Origin of the sequence: Caballeronia sp. LZ043 (assembly GCF_031451075.1) — a bacterium.
Taxonomy (GTDB): Bacteria; Pseudomonadota; Gammaproteobacteria; order Burkholderiales; family Burkholderiaceae; genus Caballeronia.
This window is the reverse complement of record NZ_JARUXT010000003.1, coordinates 125,252-140,902: the sequence shown is the minus strand read 5'-3', so window position 1 is coordinate 140,902 and position 15,651 is coordinate 125,252. Positions and strand designations below refer to the sequence as shown.

Genomic DNA, 15,651 nt, shown 5'->3' with positions numbered 1-15,651 from the left:
TCGCGCGCTCACTTCGCCAGCAGCCCGAACACGCCGACGCCGCTCTTCGTGCCCACATAGACCTTGCCGTTCGCGACGGTCGGCGTGATGAACTTGTTGCCCTGACCAAACTGGTCGCGTCCACTGGTGTCGCCGCTGTTGTAGAGCTGGGTCGCCAGGTTGCTTGCGTCGTAGGCGCGCAGCCCGGCGATGGTGCCGTTCTCCGCAGCCCACAGGATGCCGTTCGTGGCGCCATTGGCGGAAATGCTCGGCGTCGCGCCCGGCGCGCCGAAGGTGTTCGCGGTCTTGCTGGTGGGCGTCGCGGACAACGCAGCGTTCGATACCGCGAACGCCTTGATGCTGTCGCCGATCGAACCGAAGTACACCGTGTTGTTGAAGTAGGCCGGCCCGGCGAACATCGGCCCCGTGATCTGCCCGACGAGTTCCTGATAGATGTGGTCGGCGTTCGAATCGAACTTGCCCATCGACAGGCGGTTGACCACGTAGATGGTCGAGTTCTTGCCCGCGCCCACCGCAAGATGCTGGACGGTGCCGTTTGCATCGGTGAAATCGGGCAACACCATCGCGCCGCCCGAGCCGAGATCCTCGTCTTCGTTCGACTCCTGCACCGTGTTCGACGCCTGGAAGTAATCCTGCACCCGCAGCGGATTTGGGTCGATGCGCAGGAAGCCGTTGCCGTAGTTGCCGTTGATCGGCATTTCCTGGGCGTTTTGCGTCGGGTCGAAGGTGCCGTTGGCATCGAGCAGATAGATGCCCTGCCCGTCCGATGCCGGCCCCGCGCCGCTCATCCAGATCGCGCCCATCTGGCCGTTCGGCGTCAGGTTGAGCACGCTTGCCTGCTGGAGCGTGTCGGCGTTGTAGCCGATGACCCAGCCGGTGTACGGCATGAAATCGCAGTGCGAAGTCCAGGACGTGTACACGACGCCGTTCAACAGCAGCAACGCGGCCCGTTCGGCGTACTGGCCCGGCGTGAACGGCACCTGGCCGTTCTGGCTGCCCGCGCCGTTGCCCGGATAGCTCGCGGTGATTTCGGTCGGACCGTTGAAGAGCTCGGCGCCCGTGGTGACGTCGAGCGCGTGGATGCGCTGGTGATAGCCGCCCGACCCGTCCTTCGACATGCCGATCAAGTACATCACGCCATGCGGGCCGCGCGAACGGTCGATGACCGGCGTCGCCGTGACGCCGATGTTCGGCGTGATCTGAGCGCAGCCGTGGTCGTCGCTGGGCGACTCGCCGTTGCCGAGCGTCGAGACTTTCCAGAGCACGGCGCCGCTGTCGGCATCGAAGGCATAGACGTTCGCGTTCTCGGTCGCGACGTACAGCACATTGCGCGTGCCGCCCGCGATCGGCACGCCGGCCAGAAAGAGCGGCTGGGCATCGACGGCGCCGTCCACGTTGAACACGCCCACCTTGCCGAACGTCGCCGTATTGACGTTCGACGGCGTCAGGACGGTTTCGGCCAGTTGCTGGCCGGTTCGGGCGATGTCGTTGTGCCAGGTGGTGACGTCCGTCGGATGACTGACGGCGGTGGTCGAGCCGTTGCCGTTGCCGTTGCTGCCGGAAGGACTGGAAGCGCCCGAGGCGCCTGATGCACCTGATGCACTCGATGCCCCCGCTGGGCTCGATGCCCCCGAAGCCGCTCCGCCGCCCGCCGCGGATGAGGAGGCGTCCCCGCCGGAGCCGCCCCCGCTGCATGCGCCGATGATGATCGCGAGCAGCGTGACGCCGATAGCAGCGGCACAGGCAGGAACGAGCGCTTTCATGTGCAACTCCTCGACGGAGAGACGGGACGACCTGGAACCATCGCGCCGACACTTCAACGCGACGGCGATCCGTCTAATCAGCTTACGAAATGCCCACACGGATGCGGTTTTATGAAAGCGTTTTATTGCACCGCATCAAAGTATGCTAACCTAGGGTTATTACCTAGTTAGTTACCCCTAGTATGGAGTCCGCCATGGGAATCATCGCCGCCACCCCGATCGCCCTCGTTTCCTTCCTCGCCGCCAAGCTTCGCGCAGCCACGCGCGACGCGCTTCATACCCGCGCCAAGGTCAGCGCGCTGATGGCCGAAGCCTATCGGCGCGCGCAGTAATCTCGCGCCCCAACCGTCATTGCAGCGTGTAGGCAATGACGTAATCGCCGGCCTTGGTGCCGAGCGAGCCATGTCCGCCCGCGGTCACGAGCAAATACTGCTTGCCGCTGGCGTCCGCATAGCTCATCGGCGTCGACTGTCCGCCCGCCGGCAAGCGCGCTTCCCACAGCTTCCGGCCGTCGTGGACGTCGTAGGCGCGCACGTATTGATCGAGCGTGCCGGTCAGGAACGCAACGCCGCCCGCCGTCACGATCGTTCCGCCCAGACTCGGCACGCCGAGCGGCATCGGAATGGGCAAGGGCGCGCTGTCGACAATCGTGCCGTTCTTGTGCTGCCACGCAATCTTGTTCGTGCGCAGATCGACGCCCGCCATGTAACCCCACGGCGGCGCCTGGCAGGGAATGCCGAGCGGCGAAAGAAACGGGTTGATCTCGAAGCCGAACGGCGTACCGCGCGCCAGCTTGATGCCGCTGGTCTCGCTGACCACGCCGTCGCTCTTGCCTTCCGGGATCTTCTCGCGCGGAATCAGCTTCGACACGAACGCCATATAGTCCGGATTCGCGATCAGGATCTGCCGCACCGGATCGACTGAGATGCCGCCCCAGTCGAACACGCCGAAGTTGCCGGGGAACACCAGCGTGCCCTGCTCCGACGGCGGCGTGAACGGCCCGTCATAGCGCAGGCTCTTGAACTTGATACGGCACCAGAGCTGATCGAACGGCGTCGTGCCCCACATGTCCGCCTCCCGGATGCGCGGCGGATTGAAGTTGAGCGCGGAAACCGCCTGCGTCGGCGATGCATGGTCGCCCTTGGCCGCGCCCTGCGGCACGGGCACTTCATTGATCGGCACGATCGGCTGGCCGGTCTCGCGATTCAGCACGTAGATGCTGCCCTGCTTCGTCGACGCGATGATCGCCGGCTGCGTGCCCTGCGCCGTCTGCAGGTCGACGAGCGTCGGCTGCCCGCCCACGTCCATGTCCCACAGGTCGTGATGCGTGAACTGATAGTTCCAGCGCAGCTTGCCCGTCGCGCCGTCCAGCGCGACGAGTCCCGCACCGAACTTCTCCGCCTGCGGCGTGCGTTGGCCGCCCCATTGATCCGGCGTCTGGTTGCCCATTGGCAGGTAGATCATGCCGCGCTTCTCGTCGACGCTGAACATCGACCACATGTTCGGCGAATTGCGGACGTAGGTGCCGCCCGCGGCGATCGGCTCGGTGGCGTCCGGATTGCCCGGATCCCAGTTCCAGACGAGATGGCCGTCGTTCACGTCGAACGCGCGGATCACGCCGGAAGGTTCGTTGTTCGATTCGTTGTCGGTCACGTGGCCGCCGACGATCACGAGGTTGTGGAACAGCGCCGGCGGCGAAGTCGAGTAATAGCCGCCCGGCGTAAACGGGCCGACGTTGGCGCGCAGATCGATCGCGCCGTCCTTGCCGAAGCTCGCGCAGGGCTTGCCGGTGTCGGCGTCGAGGGCGATCAGGCGGGCGTCGGCGGTGGGCAGGAACAGGCGGCGCGGGCACTCGGCAAGCGCGGTGGTTTGTGCGGGCGTTGTTACGGGTGCGGGTGCGGCGGGTACTGATGCTGCGGCGGCATCGGCTGGAGCGGAGGCGGCCACATCCAAAGGAGCTGATGCGGCGGCGTCTGAAGGCGCGGAAGCGGCCGCATCGGAAGGAGCAGCAGCCGCATGCATTGCCGGATCGTAATAAGCGACGCCCCGGCAAGTCATATGCTCCCAATGCTTGAAGCCGACCGGGCTCTGGATCTGCGGATCGAAGCGCCATTTTTCCTTGCCCGACGCGGCATCCAGCGCGATCACCTTGCTATGCGGCGTACACAGGAAAATCGTGTCGCCGACCTTGATCGGCGTGTTCTCGTCGGTGGTCTCGGTGGGATCGCCGGAACCGGGCATGTCGCCGGTGCGATAGGTCCAGGCCACTTTCAGTTGATGCGCGTTCTCCGGCGTGATCTGCGTCAGCGGCACATAACGCTGCGCGAGCGGCGAGCCGCCGTAATCGGTCCAGTCGCCCGGCTTGCGTCCGGTGCCGGCGTTCGTGTCGGGTTGATTGGCATCGGCGGCGGCTTCCACGTCGATGCGTCCGGACAGGTCGTGCGGATCGCGGAAATACGTGCCGGCGCCGAGCAGCGACGTGAGAATGATCGCCGCCGCCAGCGGCGTACGCGCGGCCCGCGCGGTGGAAGGCGGCCCAAACATGGCCCCGCGATGCACGAACGGAATCAGCAGCCAGATAGCGAGCACGAGCCAGACCCACAGGCGCGGCATCAGTTGCCAGAAATCGAAATGCACTTCGAAGACGGCCCACAGCGTCGAGCCGAACAGCACGAGCGCGAACAGCAGGAGCGCCGAGCGGCGCCGGATCAGCAGAAGCAATCCGGTCAGGACGATGGCCACGCCCGTGACCACGTAGTACCACGAGCCTTTCACCGCCACGAGGTAAGCGCCGCCGATCCCCAGCAGCACGCCGATGACGACGAACACGATGGCCGTGAAGAACGTGAGCGAATGAAGTCTTCCGTTGCCAGCCATGCTGGACTCCCTCAGTGACGATGAATGGCGAGACACGGCCGGCGGGCGGTCGTGGTTCGGACGCTGTCGCGTCGTCGTCAGGAGCAATCAACGTGCCGTTTCGGCGGATGAAAGCGCGCCATGGGTAAAGCTTTACAAGTGACTTACGATAAAAGTCAGCGTGGTCGCGGCCAGAGTCCGCCGGGCGGCAACGCCGCGACCGCACCGGCGGCAAACGCCGCCTTCAGGTCGGCGCGTTCGGTGAAGCGCGGCGCATCCAGCCACATCAGGAACTCTTCGCCCCAGTTGCCCCAGGCGTTTTCGTCGAAGTCGAAGTCCTCGTCGAGGCGGCCGTGGTCGCGCAGATAGGCGCCCACCACCTGAGTCCCGTTCCAGTACGCGACGGCGACGTCGGTCAGATCGGCGGTCACGCCGCGCGGCAGATCGCGCAGCATCATCGCGACATGCGCCTTGAACGACTTGAATTCGATGGGTCTCATCGCCTGCTCCGCGTCAAAAAGATGCGTGATGGAAGACTGCTTCAGCTCACTTCCTTCAGGCGTGCTGCTCAACGGAACACGCCCTTGTTCAGATCCTTCTCGAACGCAGCGGTCCAGTTCGTGCCGTGTCCGATGCGATATTCGCGCTCCTTGAGCGTGGAGCGCCGCGTGATGGTGACGAGCCCTTGTAACGGATACACGTCATCGACGACATCGTTCTGACCGCCCTCCTGCACGAGGAAATCCTGCTCGTCGAGCCGATGGCGCGTCAGGATGGCCAGAAACTTCGCTCTTTCGTCCGGTGCGATCACTGACATGAGGGCCTCCATGATCGAACGCCGCCTGCCGGGCCGGCCGCCTTCGCATGCAGGCATCCGGGCCGGCCTGCTTCATTCAAAGTAGCACACGGGAAAAAGAACGGCGGCGCGTATCTTGCAACCAGCGCGGCACGGCGCACGCGCGCCGGTGTTCTTGAAAGGAGACGCATGACGATGAAACGCTCATCTCTGACGATCTGCGCCGGCGCGCTGATGGCGCTTACGGTCAGCCTGTCCGCCCGCGCCGACGACGCCGTCTGTGGCACGCTCGAAAGCGCGACCGGCGGACAGGACGCACCGATCACCCTGCGCGAGGGCGAAAGCGTGAACTTCTGGCGCAGCGGCGCGGTGCGGCATGGCGCGCTGCATGTCTACAAGGAAGGGGAGGTGTATCGCGTGTACTGGCAGCCGGAGGGAAGCGGCGACGTCTACGTACTCGCGAACGAAGGCACGAACAGCGTGCGGCTCATCCTGACGCCGACACGCGGGACGAAAGTGGACACGGGACCGGGCAGCCTGCCGCCGCAGAAAGTACTGTCCTGTCCCGCGATGTAGCGCCGTGGAGGAGACTTACTTGGCCGCCAGCACCTTGCCGATCGCATCGGCGACGATCTGCACGTTGCTGTCGTTCAGGCCCGCGACGCACATGCGACCCGAACGCAGGATATACACGCCGAATTCCTCCTTGAGGCGGTCCGCCTGTTCCGCCACGAGTCCGGTGTAGGTGAACATGCCGCGCTGCTTGATGTAACGCGTCAGCATTTCGCCTCGAACGTGGTCCTTGAGGCCGTCATGGATAGCCTGACGCATGCGCGCGATGCGCTGGCACATCGATGCCAGCTCGTCCTGCCACGACTGCCTGAGTTCCGGCGTGTTCAACACCTGCGTCACGATCTTCGCGCCGTGCGTCGGCGGATTGCTGTAGTTCGAACGCACCGCGCTCGTCAGCTGGCCGAGCACGCGGTCGGCGGCGGCGGAGTCGTCGCAGATCACGTGCAGGCCGCCGCAGCGCTCGCCGTACAGCGAGAAGTTCTTCGAGAACGAATTGGCGACGAAGCCCGGAACGCCACGGCGCGCGAGTTCGCGCACGGCAAAGGCGTCTTCATCCAGGCCGGAACCGAAGCCCTGATAGGCCATGTCGACGAAGGGCAGCAGATCGCGCTTCTGCAATACGTCGATGATCCTGAGCCACTGGCTGTCGTCGAGGTCGACGCCCGTCGGGTTGTGGCAGCACGCGTGCAGCAGCACGACGCTTTTTGCCGGCAGCTTGTCGATGGCGGCGAGCATGGCGTCGAACAGCAGGCCGCCGCTGGCCTCGTCGTAGTACGGGTAGGTGTTCACTTCGAAGCCCGCGCGCTCGAAGATGAAGCGGTGGTTTTCCCACGTCGGGTCGCTCACCCAGACCTTCGACTGCGGGAAATAGCGCTTGATGAAGTCCGCGCCCACTTTCAGCGCGCCCGAACCGCCAAGCGTCTGCACGCTGGCGATGCGGCCGGCGGCGCGCGCCGGGTTGTCGTTGCCGAACACGAGCGCCTGCACGGCGTCGCGGTAATGGGCAAAACCGGCCATCGGCAGGTAGGGCTTGGGACCGAGGTCCTTCAGGATCGACAGTTCCGCCTCGCGCACCGCCTTCATGACGGGCAGACGGCCTTCGTCGTCGAAGTAGATGCCGATGCTCAGGTTGACCTTGCTGGTGCGCGGGTCCTTCTGGAAGTTTTCGTTCAGCGACAGGATGGGGTCGCCGGGATAGGCATCGATGTGTTCGAACATGGTGAGCGTGTCAGGACGAGAGATCAGCGAGGGTTGGGACGATTGACGCGCAGTGCGTGACCGCCTGATGAGTCTTTATGGTTTCGAGATAGTAGCCGATTCCGCCCGTTCTCCGCCTCGCGGAATCCCCCAAAGCGCAAGCCACGCCGCAAGATTTACCGCTTGCCTCTTGCGACCCCAAAAATTTGGGTCATTTCGCCCACCTGCCGCCGCGCCCTTTCGTGTAAAAAGTGTTGTTTTTTTGAGCGGCCCACCCTTTCCGTCCAGCACGCTCGTGCTGTCAGTCTGAAAAAGAAGCCACGAAAAATTCGCGATGTTTTCGCCCGATGGCCGCAAAGCCTTGCTGGGCGGACCTGCTGCAACTTCAGCGAGGCATCGGTTACGGGCCACAAAATGATTTGAGGCCGGAATCAGGTGTTGTTCGGAGGATTGCTTTTCGAGCAGCGGCGGGAGAATCGCATCATCCACTCACGGGGGTCGACATGTTTCAGACGATGGAAGGTAACGCAAGGCCGCATCGCACGGCTGAAGTGCTTGCAGGGAACAGTCAGCAGAACGTGTCGGCGACGCAAGCCGAGTTGTTGAAAGAGCTGCAGTCGGTGTCGGACAACATCATGCGCCTGGCGGGCACGCTTCGCGCCGCGCCGGACGCCGCAAGCGACGACGCCATCACCCTCACCGAGCAACACGCCATCGCGGAACAGCTGATCGGCCGTCTTCTGACGATGCCGGCCTCGCAGGCTTGAGTTTGAGACAAGACGGGTAAAGCGCGCGGGACGGACTGGACCTCAGGACCGCCGCCCGCGTCGACGGACCGCACAGGCAGCACGAAGAAGCATCAGGAAGAACGACATGAACTACTTGACGATCATTGCAGCTGTCTGGGCCATCAGCGCACTCTGTGCGGTGCTGTTCATCCGGGGCGCCACCCGGCGCGATCAACAACCGGTGCGCGTGCGTGCGGCGGAACGCAAATCCGGCGCCAAGCCCAAGGATTTCGGCCACACGGTCTGACCCACCCGACCGCAACGCCTTTGCCCGATACCGGCGCGGCCTGATTGACCGCCACGCCGGACACGTTTCAGAAGCCGTTCTACCCGAGCCTCACTTCCCCGCGCCGATCGCGGAAACAGCGGCTCGCAATCCCAGCAGATAGCTGTCCACGCCGAAGCCGGAGATCTGCCCCTTCGCGATCTCCGCGAACACCGACTTGTGGCGGAACTCCTCGCGCGCATGCACGTGCGACATGTGCACCTCGATGACCGGCACCGTCAGAATGGCGAGCGCATCGCGGATCGCATAGCTGTAATGCGTCCACGCGCCCGCGTTGATGACGATGGCATCGACCTTTTCCTCGAAGGCTCGATGAATGCGCGAACACATCTCGCCTTCGATGTTCGTCTGATAGCCCTCCACGTCCACACCCAGTTCCTTGCCAAGCGCGCTCATTTCGGAATCGATCTGCGCGAGCGTCGCCGTGCCGTACTGCTTCGGGTCGCGCTTGCCGAACATGTTGAGATTGACGCCGTGCAGCGTCAGGATTTTTGCCATGACTTGTCCTCGATGGGATAGGAAATTCAGACGGTCTCGACGATTCTGCCGCTGCGCGCGGCCTCGACGATGGCCTCGGTGATCCGCAGATTCTGCAGTCCGTCGCGCGCGCTGACAATAGGCTCAGCTTCGCCGCGCACCACTCGCCCGAAATGTTCCATCTGCAATGCGAGCGGATCGGCGCGCTGCATCGTCACGATTTCCTCGTCGAAGGGCTTCCACCAGGAACGGTCGGCGGGGGTGGCGTAGGACTTGAGGCGCATCGTCGGGACCGAAAGCGAGCCGAACGTGCCGGCGATCACGTAGCAGTCTTCGTCGGGATAAGTCGAGTAGGCCGGATTCTCCTGCGACGTCTGCTCCCAGCTGCGCGGGCACGCGGCCGTGTCAGACAGCATGAAGGTGCCGAGTGCGCCGCTGGCGAAGCGCAGGTTGATCGCGACAGTATCCTCGACGGCAAAACCGCGGGTCGCGTGCGAAGCGAACGCCTGTACCGCGACGATATCGCCGCACAACATCCGCAGGTTGTGGATCTCGTGGATCATGTTGAGCAGGATCGGACCGCCGCCCGGCTCGCGCCGCCATGGCGCGCCGGCGTAGTACTCGTCGGGCTTGAAGAACACGGCGCTGCCCATCACCGCGACCAGCGGCCCGAGCCGCCCTTCCTCGATCACCTGCTTCGCGCGCGCCATGATCGGACTATGCGCGCGATGATGCCCGATCAGCATCCTCGCGCCCGAGCGCTCCACGTCATCGACGAGCGCCTGCGCCTCGGCGACCGTCGGCGCGATGGGCTTTTCCAGCAAAACCGGCACGCCCGCCGCCAGGCATGTGCGCGCCTGCTCCACATGAAGCTGATTGGGCGTCGCGAGCACGATGCCATCGGGACGGTCTTCAACGAGCAGTTGATCGAGCGTCGCGTAGAACGGCACTTGCGCCTGCGCCGCGATGGCCTCGGCGGCGGGCGCCGGATCGACGATCGCGGCGAGCGTGCAGGTCGCACTGTGCTGCGCCACGCCCATGTGCGCCTGACCGATATACCCCGCGCCCGCCACGGCAATGCGCGTCTTGCCTGCTGCTGGATTCACCGGACCTCACCTGTCTGAGAAAGAAAGCTCACGAAGCACGCGCATTCGCCACCGACTCCGCGCGCAGCCGCTCGTATTCGGACTTCTCGACTTCCCGCGCATCGGCCTCGCCGAGCTGGCTGAGCGGAATGCGGTAGGTTTCCCGCGCGCTCCATGCGGCGATGGCCGAGATGATCGTGACGGCCAGCGTGATCGAGCCGATGGTCAGCGGGATGTTGGTCGATCCCGGCGGCGCGACGGTGGCGAACAGCGCGGGCAGCAGCGCCGTGATGGTCGTGCCGACATTCTGCGCAATGGCCATGGCGGACACGCGCGTGCGAGTGGGAAAGAGCTCCGGATAGAAACTCGGGAAGATCGCGTTATAGCCTTGATACACGACGCCCCACATCAGCAGCGACGCGATGATCGCCATGCCGACGCTATGAATGCTGATGGCATACAGATACAGGTACGACAGCAGCCCTGAGGCAATCGCTCCGACGATGATCGGCGGCTTGCGCCCGATCTTGTCGGAAAGATTGCCGACCAGCGGAATGACGATCACGGCGAGGATGTTGCCGACCACCGGAATCCACAGGTACACGCTCTTGTGAAAGCCGACGCCGTACGCCGCCTGCACCGCATACGCCGCGCCGAAAATGGTCGCAACCACCGGAATCACGTTCATCAGCGCCATGCAGACCACGCGGATCATGTCGGCGAGGTTGTAGCGGAAGGCATCGACGATCGGGGAGCGCGGCACCGCGCCCCGCTCGCCTTCCTTCTCGAAGGCCGGTGTTTCGTGCACTTCACGCCGGATGATGTAGCCCGCGATCAGCACGACCGCCGAGAGCAGGAACGGGATGCGCCAGCCCCATGAATTGAAGGCGTCCTCCGGCATGTAGTACGCGAGCGGCAGGAACACGGCGGCGGCGAGAATCTGGCCGGCCTGCACGCCCTGCAACGTGAAGCTCGCGAAATAGCCGCGCCGGCCGAACGGCGAGTGTTCGAGAATCATCGAGCTCGCGCCGGAAATCTCGCCCGCCACCGCGAAGCCCTGCACCAGACGCAGGATCACGAGCAGCGCGGGCGCGAGCATGCCGACACTGTGATACGTCGGCAACAGGCCGACGGCCATCGTCGAGAAGCCCATCATGAACATGCACAGCACGAGTACGGTCTTGCGGCCGTGGGTATCGCCGAAATGGCCGAGCACGAAGGCGCCGATGGGCCGCGCGACATAGCCGACGCCATAAGTGGCCAGCGACGCGACGATCGCCACCTTCGGATTCCCGGACGGAAAGAACAGTTGCGGGAAGATCAGCGCCGCAGCCTGCGCATAGATGAAGAAGTCGTAGTATTCGAGCGCCGAGCCGATCCAGCCGCTCGCCGTGGCCTTCCTGGTCTGCTTGCGGTGTTCGGCGTGCGACCCGTCCGGTGCGCCGGATGAGCGTGAATTCGTGTTCATGACGTCTCCTTGTTATCGATCGCCTGACGGCTCTCGGGCCTTCTTCACGACGTTGTCTCTACATCGATATCACAATGCGCCCGGCGCAACCGACCGGCGCGCCGCCGGCCGTCATCCATCATCGTCCGTGAACCGGAAGCTTTCGATGAGGCAAAACCCGCGTCGCGCGTGTTTTGCAGCGCGCGGTCGTCAAACGATCATGCGGAACGGGCACAATGCGCCAGCGACGGCTGAACGGCGGCCGTCGCTCAAGATTTCTGCAGGCACTGCCGTAATTACGTGCACCGGCGGTACTCTCACCGCCGGTGCTGTCATTTCCTCTTCCCGGCGCGCCGGTCCTTTGTATGCAACGTACCCCGTCCCTGATCGATTCGATTCTCGCCACCCCGGCGACAGAGGACGGCACGATCACGCCCGCCATGCGCGCGGCACTGCTGTCGACGCTCGTCGTCGATGTGCGTCCGCTGCTGCTGTCCGGGCTGTCGGGCGCGTTCGTCGCGGTCGTCGCCTGCGTGCGGCTCCATGCGCCCTGGACCGTTGCCTGGCTGGCCACCGATGTCCTGCTGCTCGCCGTGCGCCTGGGGATCGTGTGCAGGTATCGCGCCTTGCGCGCCACCGCGCTGGCGCATCCCGCTCCGTGGGCCCGGCGCTATGCGCCGTTCGCGCTCGCGGCATGCTTCGCGCCGGGTCTCGGCACGATGGCGTGCGTCGCGTCCGGCGACGCCGTATTGACCGCCCTCGCGATCATGGTGACAGCCGGCTCGCTCGGCGGCATCGGCTCCCGCAATGCGGGCACGCCGCACCTGGCGCTCGCCCAGGTCAGCCTGGGCGCAGCGCCGATCGGCATCGGCGCGCTGCTGGCGCCAGCCGGCTACGGCATTCTGGTGCCGCCGCTCTTTCTCTATCTCGCTGCAATGTCCGCGGTCGTGCGCCGCCACTATCGCGGTCTCGTCGCGATGATGACCGCCGAACATCGCCATGCCGAGATCGCCGCGCGCTTCGACGCCGCGCTCGCCCACATGCCGCACGGCCTGTGCACGGTGGATCAGGCGGGCAAGGTGATCATCGCGAATCGCCGGGCGGCCGACCTGTTCGGCGTGAGCGACGACACGCTGCGCCTGAACGTGTCGTTGCCGGATTTCATCGGCCAAGTGGGCATTGCGAGGTTCGGCGAGACCTTGCGCCGCGAGTTCGCCACGCGATCTGCGCAATGGCTGAAGGACGGCCACGCACCGCTCGACTTGCCGCTCGGCGATGGCCGCCAGCTCCAGCTGATCCGCAATCCGGTGCCGGACGGCAGCACGGTGATCATCATCGAGGACGTGACGGAGCGCCGCAGGACCGAGGCGAAGATCCTGCACTGGGCGCATCACGATTCGCTGACGGGCCTGCCGAACCGCCGCTATCTGTCCGATCACGCCGAACGCCTGATGACGGGCGGCGCGGGACGCGAGAAAGTCTTCGTCATGTACGTGGATCTGGACGGCTTCAAGCGCATCAACGATGCCTACGGCCACAACGCCGGCGACGAACTGCTGCGCCAGGTCGCCGACCGCCTGCGCAATGCGATGCGGCGTGGCGAACTGGCCGCGCGGCTGGGCGGCGACGAATTCGCGATCGTCGCGACCTTTATCGCGAGCAGCTCCGGCGAGGCCTTCGTGCAGAAGATCTTGCGCGAACTCTCGGAGCCGTATGACCTGACGGACGGGATCGCCGAGCAAGTGGGCGTGAGCGCCGGCATGGCGCTCGCCGGACCGGGCGAGCTGTTCGAGAGCGCCTTGAAGCGCGCCGACGCCGCGCTCTTCGAAGCGAAGACGTGTGCGCGAGGCACGTACCGAATCGCATCGCAGGACGGCGTGCATGCCGTCACGGGGCTCGAGGAACGCGATCGCTCGCTGTGACGCCGCGGCTTGGCCGCACTGCTCGGAGGGCGTGATCCTGAACCGTGCAGATGAGATCGGCGGGCACTGGACCGGCCTCAGGCTCGACGAAGTCCCTCTTTCGCAGCGGCCGGGCAGCGGCAAATCATATGTAGAGAAAGCCGGTACGCGAGTTCAGGTCGTGTCCGGAGCGGCAAGGCGCGCCTCAAGGAAACGCACGAGCGCCCGGACCTTGCTCGACTGCCGCCGGTTCGGCAGATACGCCGCATGGATCACCACGGCCTTCTCGTGCGGACTCGCTTCGTGGCTATCGAACAGCCGCACGAGCCGTCCGGCGCGCACGTCGGCATCCACGAGCCAGGCGGGCAACAGTGCGATGCCGCGTCCGGCGAGCGCGGCTTGAAGCAGCATGTCCAGATTGTTCGACAGCAGGTGCCCCTGCACTTCCACGCGCGTCTCACCGCCTTTCGCACGAAAGGTCCATTCCTGCCGCGCGCGAGGGCCGCCGCCATAGGCGAAACGCAGACATTCATGCTCGGCAAGGTGCGCGGGTGACGCTGGCGTGCCACGCTGCCGGAGATAGCCGCCGCTCGCGACGACGACGCGCGGATTGTCCGCAAGCTTGCGCACGATCAGCGTGCCGTCTCGGTCCGGCACGCCGATGCGCACCGCGACGTCGATACGCTCGGTCACGAGGTCGGCGTAGTGATCCGCGACGACGAGGTCGAGCACCACGCGCGGATGCTCCGCCATGAACGCCGCCAGATGCCCGGCCAGCCGCAGCCGCCCGAAGGTGGACGGCACCGCGACGCGCAACGCGCCGACCGGCGCAGCGCCGCTGTCGAAGACGCTTTCGTCGGCTTCGGCGAGATCGTCGAGCAGACGGCCGACCTGGTCCACATAGGCGACGCCGGCGTCGGTCAGGCTCACCTTGCGCGGCGTGCGCGTGAGCAAGGCGGCGCCGAGCGATGCTTCGAGCGCGTCCATCAGCCGCGTCACCGACGACGTGGCGACCCCAAGACGCCGCGCGGCCTTGGCAAACCCGCCTTCGCGGGCCACTTCGAGAAGCGTATTGAGTGCCTGGAGCTTGTCCATTCAGTGCCTTTTTTTCGTTGCATCGCACGCAACGCAAGCTTGCATTCTAGAGTGATTCCGTCACCCGGACGCAACGATTACGCTTCCCTTCAAGCTGCGGGCGTCCCAAGCAGGTTGCGCCGCAACACCGTATAGTCGCTCTCTGCCATTCAAGGAATTCTCATGTCGACACCCACATCGACCACGCTCGACGGCACCAAACACATCGAACTCACGCGCGGCCTGATCGCGCTGTTCGCGTTCTGCTGCGGCGCCATCGTCGCGAATCTGTATTACGCGCAGCCCATCACCGAACTCATCGCGCCCGAACTGCACATGGCGGGCGGCACGGCGAGCCTGATCGTCTCGCTCACGCAGATCGGCTATGCGCTCGGCCTCTTCTTCATCGTGCCGCTCGGCGATCTGCTCGAAAATCGCAAGCTGATGATCGCGACCGCGCTCGTCTCCATCGCGAGCCTGACGGCCGCCGCGTTCACCCACACGCCCGGCTGGTTCCTGGTGATTTCGCTGCTGATCGGCTTTTCGTCAGTCGCGGTGCAGATCCTGATTCCGCTCGCGGCGCACCTCGCGCCGGACGAATCGCGCGGCAAGGTGGTCGGCACCATCATGAGCGGACTGCTGCTCGGCATCCTGCTGTCGCGGCCGGTGTCGAGCATCGTCGCGGGTCACTTCGGCTGGCGCGCCATGTTCGCCGGAGCCGGCGTGCTGATGGTCGTCATCACGACCGTCCTGGCGCTCACGATCCCGCGCCGCCAGCCGAATCACCAGGCAACCTACTTCCAGTTGATCGGCTCACTCGGCCATCTCGTCCGCACGATGCCGGTGCTGCGTCATCGCTCGCTGTATCAGGCGCTGATGTTCGCCTCGTTCAGCCTGTTCTGGACCGCGATTCCCATCGAACTCACGCGGCATTACGGGCTTTCGCAGACCGCTATCGGCATCTTCGCGCTGATCGGCGCAATGGGCGCGACCTCGGCGCCGACCGCCGGACGTCTCGCCGATGCCGGCCACACCGTGCGCGCCACCTTCGCCGCGCTGATCCTGGCCGCGCTCGCGTACTTGCCGGTTCTGATTCACCCTGCGTGGGGCGTGGGCGCGCTGGTCGTGACGGGCGTCCTGCTCGACTTCGCGGTGCAGATGAACATGGTGCTCGGCCAGCGCGAGATCTATGCGCTGCATGCCGCGAGCCGCAACCGGCTGAACGCGGTTTACATGACAAGTATCTTCGTGGGCGGGGCATCCGGCTCGGCGTTCGCCAGCCAGATCTACGAGCATGGCGGCTGGCCGCTCGTCGCAGTCTGCGCGACGGTGTTTCCGCTGCTCGCGCTCGTGCATTTCCTGCTGGTCGGGCGGCATCACGCGTCGCACCACTGACGCCGCCCGTCGG

The 15,651-nt window shown here is 65.2% G+C and carries 15 protein-coding genes; 6 read left to right on the top strand and 9 right to left on the bottom strand.

Annotated elements, in window-relative coordinates; genetic code table 11:
* Positions 1–8: 8 nt before the first annotated feature.
* Positions 9–1,763 carry a PQQ-binding-like beta-propeller repeat protein gene (locus QCE64_RS20910; protein WP_310006007.1) on the bottom strand — a complete coding sequence of 585 codons (1,755 nt, stop codon included), beginning with the start codon at positions 1,761–1,763 and terminating at the stop codon, positions 9–11.
* A gap of 194 nt (positions 1,764–1,957) precedes the next feature.
* Here QCE64_RS20910 and QCE64_RS20905 point away from each other — a divergent pair, with 194 nt between their 5' ends.
* Positions 1,958–2,095: a hypothetical protein gene (locus QCE64_RS20905; protein ID WP_309923147.1), complete on the top strand. Its 138-nt coding sequence runs from the start codon at positions 1,958–1,960 to the stop codon at positions 2,093–2,095.
* 16 nt (positions 2,096–2,111) lie between these two features.
* Here the strand turns inward: QCE64_RS20905 and QCE64_RS20900 are convergent, their stop codons facing one another.
* From QCE64_RS20900 to QCE64_RS20890, 3 genes are all read right to left on the bottom strand, one after another.
* A complete protein-coding gene (locus QCE64_RS20900; protein ID WP_310006004.1) occupies positions 2,112–4,640 on the bottom strand; it encodes a glucose/quinate/shikimate family membrane-bound PQQ-dependent dehydrogenase in 2,529 nt (842 codons plus the stop codon).
* A 155-nt stretch (positions 4,641–4,795) separates the two neighbouring features.
* A complete protein-coding gene (locus tag QCE64_RS20895; RefSeq protein ID WP_310006003.1) occupies positions 4,796–5,119 on the bottom strand; it encodes a hypothetical protein in 324 nt (107 codons plus the stop codon).
* A gap of 68 nt (positions 5,120–5,187) precedes the next feature.
* Positions 5,188–5,436 (bottom strand): hypothetical protein, encoded by a 249-nt coding sequence (locus tag QCE64_RS20890; protein WP_310006001.1) that lies wholly within the window; start codon positions 5,434–5,436, stop codon positions 5,188–5,190.
* Between the two features lie 174 nt (positions 5,437–5,610).
* Between QCE64_RS20890 and QCE64_RS20885 the strand changes: the two genes are divergently transcribed.
* A complete protein-coding gene (locus QCE64_RS20885; protein ID WP_309923142.1) occupies positions 5,611–5,991 on the top strand; it encodes a hypothetical protein in 381 nt (126 codons plus the stop codon).
* Positions 5,992–6,006: 15 nt separating this feature from the next.
* Here the strand turns inward: QCE64_RS20885 and QCE64_RS20880 are convergent, their stop codons facing one another.
* Positions 6,007–7,206: an amino acid aminotransferase gene (locus QCE64_RS20880; protein WP_309923140.1), complete on the bottom strand. Its 1,200-nt coding sequence runs from the start codon at positions 7,204–7,206 to the stop codon at positions 6,007–6,009.
* A 326-nt stretch (positions 7,207–7,532) separates the two neighbouring features.
* Here QCE64_RS20880 and QCE64_RS20875 point away from each other — a divergent pair, with 326 nt between their 5' ends.
* Both QCE64_RS20875 and QCE64_RS20870 read left to right on the top strand, forming a co-directional pair.
* The gene (locus QCE64_RS20875; RefSeq protein ID WP_309923138.1) at positions 7,533–7,952 is read left to right on the top strand and encodes a hypothetical protein; all 420 of its coding nucleotides are present in this window, start codon (positions 7,533–7,535) and stop codon (positions 7,950–7,952) included.
* Between the two features lie 106 nt (positions 7,953–8,058).
* Positions 8,059–8,220 (top strand): hypothetical protein, encoded by a 162-nt coding sequence (locus tag QCE64_RS20870; RefSeq protein ID WP_309923136.1) that lies wholly within the window; start codon positions 8,059–8,061, stop codon positions 8,218–8,220.
* A gap of 90 nt (positions 8,221–8,310) precedes the next feature.
* Here QCE64_RS20870 and aroQ read toward each other — a convergent pair whose 3' ends face one another.
* From aroQ to QCE64_RS20855, 3 genes are read right to left on the bottom strand one after another with little or no spacing between them, the layout of a single operon-like run.
* The gene (aroQ, locus tag QCE64_RS20865; protein WP_309923135.1) at positions 8,311–8,757 is read right to left on the bottom strand and encodes a type II 3-dehydroquinate dehydratase; all 447 of its coding nucleotides are present in this window, start codon (positions 8,755–8,757) and stop codon (positions 8,311–8,313) included.
* Positions 8,758–8,783: 26 nt separating this feature from the next.
* Entirely contained in the window at positions 8,784–9,842 is a 1,059-nt protein-coding gene (locus QCE64_RS20860; protein ID WP_404987421.1) for a Gfo/Idh/MocA family protein, read from the bottom strand.
* Positions 9,843–9,870: 28 nt separating this feature from the next.
* Positions 9,871–11,289 (bottom strand): MFS transporter, encoded by a 1,419-nt coding sequence (locus tag QCE64_RS20855; RefSeq protein WP_309923133.1) that lies wholly within the window; start codon positions 11,287–11,289, stop codon positions 9,871–9,873.
* Positions 11,290–11,633: 344 nt separating this feature from the next.
* Between QCE64_RS20855 and QCE64_RS20850 the strand changes: the two genes are divergently transcribed.
* Positions 11,634–13,190: a diguanylate cyclase domain-containing protein gene (locus QCE64_RS20850; RefSeq protein ID WP_310005999.1), complete on the top strand. Its 1,557-nt coding sequence runs from the start codon at positions 11,634–11,636 to the stop codon at positions 13,188–13,190.
* Positions 13,191–13,343: 153 nt separating this feature from the next.
* Here QCE64_RS20850 and QCE64_RS20845 read toward each other — a convergent pair whose 3' ends face one another.
* Positions 13,344–14,264 (bottom strand): LysR family transcriptional regulator, encoded by a 921-nt coding sequence (locus QCE64_RS20845; protein ID WP_310005996.1) that lies wholly within the window; start codon positions 14,262–14,264, stop codon positions 13,344–13,346.
* Positions 14,265–14,426: 162 nt separating this feature from the next.
* Here QCE64_RS20845 and QCE64_RS20840 point away from each other — a divergent pair, with 162 nt between their 5' ends.
* Positions 14,427–15,638, top strand: a complete 1,212-nt coding sequence (locus QCE64_RS20840; RefSeq protein ID WP_310005995.1) for an MFS transporter — start codon at positions 14,427–14,429, stop codon at positions 15,636–15,638.
* Positions 15,639–15,651 lie beyond the last annotated feature (13 nt).

What these genes read in the sequence shown, in the direction of transcription:
- QCE64_RS20870 (WP_309923136.1), top strand. Translation starts at nt 8,059, where the DNA reads ATGAACTACTTGACGATCATTGCAGCTGTCTGGGCCATCAGCGCACTC.
- QCE64_RS20890 (WP_310006001.1), bottom strand. Translation starts at nt 5,436, where the DNA reads ATGTCAGTGATCGCACCGGACGAAAGAGCGAAGTTTCTGGCCATCCTG.
- QCE64_RS20885 (WP_309923142.1), top strand. Translation starts at nt 5,611, where the DNA reads ATGAAACGCTCATCTCTGACGATCTGCGCCGGCGCGCTGATGGCGCTT.
- QCE64_RS20895 (WP_310006003.1), bottom strand. Translation starts at nt 5,119, where the DNA reads ATGAGACCCATCGAATTCAAGTCGTTCAAGGCGCATGTCGCGATGATG.
- QCE64_RS20855 (WP_309923133.1), bottom strand. Translation starts at nt 11,289, where the DNA reads ATGAACACGAATTCACGCTCATCCGGCGCACCGGACGGGTCGCACGCC.
- QCE64_RS20910 (WP_310006007.1), bottom strand. Translation starts at nt 1,763, where the DNA reads ATGAAAGCGCTCGTTCCTGCCTGTGCCGCTGCTATCGGCGTCACGCTG.
- QCE64_RS20845 (WP_310005996.1), bottom strand. Translation starts at nt 14,264, where the DNA reads ATGGACAAGCTCCAGGCACTCAATACGCTTCTCGAAGTGGCCCGCGAA.
- QCE64_RS20840 (WP_310005995.1), top strand. Translation starts at nt 14,427, where the DNA reads ATGTCGACACCCACATCGACCACGCTCGACGGCACCAAACACATCGAA.
- QCE64_RS20875 (WP_309923138.1), top strand. Translation starts at nt 7,533, where the DNA reads ATGGCCGCAAAGCCTTGCTGGGCGGACCTGCTGCAACTTCAGCGAGGC.
- QCE64_RS20900 (WP_310006004.1), bottom strand. Translation starts at nt 4,640, where the DNA reads ATGGCTGGCAACGGAAGACTTCATTCGCTCACGTTCTTCACGGCCATC.
- QCE64_RS20850 (WP_310005999.1), top strand. Translation starts at nt 11,634, where the DNA reads ATGCAACGTACCCCGTCCCTGATCGATTCGATTCTCGCCACCCCGGCG.
- aroQ (WP_309923135.1), bottom strand. Translation starts at nt 8,757, where the DNA reads ATGGCAAAAATCCTGACGCTGCACGGCGTCAATCTCAACATGTTCGGC.
- QCE64_RS20905 (WP_309923147.1), top strand. Translation starts at nt 1,958, where the DNA reads ATGGGAATCATCGCCGCCACCCCGATCGCCCTCGTTTCCTTCCTCGCC.
- QCE64_RS20880 (WP_309923140.1), bottom strand. Translation starts at nt 7,206, where the DNA reads ATGTTCGAACACATCGATGCCTATCCCGGCGACCCCATCCTGTCGCTG.